This window comes from Parasediminibacterium sp. HNIBRBA5674 (assembly GCF_056745525.1).
Genome location: NZ_JBQWIE010000119.1, coordinates 1 through 325, shown reverse-complemented (window position 1 = coordinate 325; position 325 = coordinate 1). Strand labels below are relative to the sequence as shown.

The window sequence follows — 325 nt, the reverse complement described above, 5'->3', positions numbered from 1 at the left end:
CAAGGTTACCTGGGGTGAATGCCTGTTGTGCGTTTGCAGTAAGAAAAATTGCAAGTAACATGCAAGTAAATAGTAACATTTTTTTCATAAAAGCATCTTTTTAGACTGTAAAAATTAAATTTGTTCATATAAAAACTATCCTGAACCGTACTGATATTTCTAAAATATTTATTGAAATATAAACCGCTTATTTTTCGCCTTCAATATAGGTATCTAACTCGTTCATCATATCCATACTACCGATAAAGAAAGGTGTACGTTGGTGTAAAGATGTTGGCTGAATATCCATAATACGCTGCTTACCATCAGTAGCTCTACCGCCTGC

1 pseudogene is annotated in these 325 nt (G+C 33.8%); it reads right to left on the bottom strand.

From position 1 onward, the window contains the following. Positions 1-187 precede the first annotated feature (187 nt). Positions 188-325: pseudogene (locus tag ACT9TX_RS18525) on the bottom strand (hypothetical protein); the annotation flags it as partial.